This is a genomic window from Zhongshania sp., assembly GCF_041623545.1.
Taxonomy (GTDB): domain Bacteria; phylum Pseudomonadota; class Gammaproteobacteria; order Pseudomonadales; family Spongiibacteraceae; genus Spongiibacter.
Map to the genome: position 1 here is coordinate 1 of NZ_JBFJWS010000348.1, position 3,169 is coordinate 3,169.

At 48.8% G+C, this 3,169-nt stretch carries 3 protein-coding genes; all 3 read right to left on the reverse strand.

Annotated elements, in window-relative coordinates; all coding sequences use genetic code 11:
• A partial coding sequence (locus ABYT30_RS17635) for a VIT1/CCC1 transporter family protein (protein WP_373097795.1) occupies positions 1–431 on the reverse strand: 431 nt, incomplete at its 3' end.
• Positions 432–457: 26 nt separating this feature from the next.
• Positions 458–2,773, reverse strand: coding sequence for a response regulator (locus ABYT30_RS17640; RefSeq protein WP_373097797.1), 2,316 nt, complete (start codon positions 2,771–2,773; stop codon positions 458–460).
• Positions 2,751–3,169, reverse strand: a 419-nt coding sequence (locus ABYT30_RS17645) for a PhnD/SsuA/transferrin family substrate-binding protein (RefSeq protein ID WP_373097799.1), incomplete at its 5' end; no start/stop codon positions are given. The genes ABYT30_RS17645 and ABYT30_RS17640, both read right to left, overlap by 23 nt.

A 3,169-nucleotide genomic window follows, 5' to 3' on the forward strand; every position in this document is an offset into this window, starting at 1 on the left:
AGCGGCCGAGCGGAAAATTCTTCAATAATACCGAGCTCATCACGGGCATGCGCGCCAAGTGCGTCGTGATCCATCAACTGGGTAGCCACTTCGGCCGCTAGCCCCTCGTCCAAACCCCGCTCAACGTAAATTGAGGTCATCTCCGCATGTTCGTGCTCAGGCTCCTCAACAAGTTCGCGACGCTCTTTCTCCAAGTCGGCTGCTTCGGCATCAGCCTGAGAGCTCACCGACACATACTCACCAGCAGCCATCGACATAGCACCGGCCACCAGCCCCGCCACGCCAACCATGATGATATTGCTCTGGCTACTGTTTGCGGCGGCAACGCCAACAACCAGACTTGCCGTTGAAACAATGCCATCGTTGGCACCCAAGACAGCGGCGCGCAACCAATTTGCGCGGTGCACCCGATGGCGCTCAATATGCCTCATATACCACCACACATTTTTTGACACATCTAACTATATTGCGCAGCATAGTCGTCAATAAACCGCTTCGCCGCACTGTATTCAGTGGACATCTTTTCAACCAACGCGTCGAGCTGCTGCCATTGCACCTGCGGTAATTCGTCCGTAGGCTCCCCGTCACGAGTACCGAGCACAGAGGCGGTTAAGGCCTCTAGCTCAGCGCAGGTGCCAGCCAAACGATACGCGCCCATTGATTGTGCCGACGATTTAAATTTATGTGCTTGCAAACGCACATTCTCCGCGTCCCGCATAGCCAGCGCGTTGTGTAAGTCGGCTATATTATCGGGGCTGGTGTCAGTAAAGCTCTTAAAAATCATGCAGTGCATTTGCGGGTCGTCGCCAATCATTGAGACCAGCTGACTTATTTCGATGGCTGCTGAATCAGATTCTGTAACCTCAGCCAAGGATTCAGGCTCTAAATTAGACTCAACAAGGGCGTCACTTTGCGCAACAACCTGGGCACCACTCACACCAACTCGCTCGAGAACGTCCCGCAGCGCGTTAATCTCAATTGGCTTGGGAATAAAGTCATCCGCGCCGCTGGCCATACAACGAGCAACATCAGCGTCCATTACATTGGCAGTAATCGCCACTATAGGCAGGTGCTCGCCGGTCGATTCCTCGGCCTTGCGAATCCGCTTCGCTAATTCATAGCCATTTAAATTTGGCATTTGTATATCTGTCAGCAAGATATCGAAGGTCTGATCCTGCAAACACTGCCAAGCGGCTAGGCCGTCATCTGCAAATGTCGCTCGATAACCCAACAAGGCCAGTTGCTGACGAATCACATCCTGATTAACCACATTGTCTTCAGCAACCAAAATTCGCAACGACGAGGCGACCACTTTTTCTGACCGAATCGAGGCGGACTGTAAAACCTCTGGCACAATACGCAGCGGTATACTCTCATCGACGGCCAAGGGCATTTCAATCCAAAATGTTGATCCTCGCCCCGCAAGGCTTTCAGCGCCAATTGCGCCGCCCATTAACTCGACCAGCTCCTTGGTAATGACTAATCCAATACCCGTGCCCTGAGTGCTACCTAATTCAGCGCCTAGGCGATCAAAAGGGGTAAACAGCTTGTCGATTTGCTCCTGCTCTAATCCCCGACCAGTATCATCAATACAAATTCTAACTCGTCCATCACACCGCAAATAGCTGACGGTGACCATACCCGCAGCGCAGTTATATTTAATCGCATTGGATAATAAATTTAATAGCGATTGCTTTAATCGGGTGTAATCACCGGCGACTATAATTTCGTCTGGGACAGGCCGAGAAAAGTACAAACTAATTCCCTGCGCACTTGCTGCCGACGTAACCAGATTTACGGATTCACTCACCACATCAGCAACGCTAAACCGCTCAATATTCAAATTTACATTTCGGGATTCAATTAAGGTTAAATCAAGGACATCGTTAATTAGCGACAACAAATACTCACCGGCATTGTAAATATTTTTGCCGTGTTGCTTATATACTTCACTGGCAGCGTCATCATATTCAAACAACTGTGCCAAGCCCAAAATCGCATTTAACGGCGTACGCAGTTCGTGGCTCATACTTGACAAAAAATCAGACTTGGCGCGGTTAGCGAGCTCGGCATTTTCCCTTAAATCTTCAAGTTTGACCTGAGTTTCCTCGATATTACCGCGCATTTTTTCGAAACTATCCACCACATTAGCAATTTCATTATTAAACACGCGCGGTAGAGGCGCGCTAAAATTACCGTCAGCAAGCTCTTCAAAAGACACCATCAAGCCCCGCAGCGGGTTTATGACGGTTTTACTAATCAAGTAATAAACAACGCTAAATACCAGCACTAGCGCTAAAAGCAAGACTGCTGTCAGCGTGAATTGCAGACGATAGCCCTTAGCGAGCTCTGCCTGAAAATTGGTAACTAAGACAATACGACCCAATTTCTTATCTAAGAACTCAATATCCTGCGAAATAACAATATCATCGTCTTCCACACCCTCTGACCACGCCTCCAGAGGGTATATTTGCTTACCGTCGATATCAGTTACGTTTAATCTTAGCCAGTGGTGATGCTCACCCAGCTGAGCATTAAGACTCTCATAGAGCTCTGCATACTGATCACTTAACATTGGACTTACGATCGACGTAGACAATTGCCCCAATGCCCGTTCCGACGCTTGCGTAAGCTCACTTTTTATCCAGCGATCCTGATTTGGCAGGATATAAAAAAACAACACACAAAAAACCACAAAAACCAAAAAGCCCGCCACTGCTAAGCTTTGGGTTTTTAGGCCATAAAACCATTTACTTCCGAACGTAGAAGTCATGTAGTCCCCAGTCCATTAAGGGTAGGTAGTCGTCAATCGTAGCAGGCACCGCGCGTCGCATGGGAATTTCGGCCAGTAGTTTTTGCGCGTCGGTCTCGGCGGCCATTGCTAACAGTGCCTCAGCAATTCGCCTGCTTGTGTCCGCAGGCACTCTGGGATGAACAACTATCGGATGCGGATTAACCGCCCGCGTTTCATATAAAACCGTCAGCATATCCTGCAGGGCGGGTGATTGCTCCTTTAAGGTTCGTTTTACGCCGCCCCCGGCCTTAGTTGTTTGTAGTGCAACATTTAAATACACCGAAGAATGGGTATCGACATATTTTGGAACAATATCAATACCGTGAATCACTTTTAAGTCTGCACGCATTAGCAATGAGGCACCAAGGGCGTTTG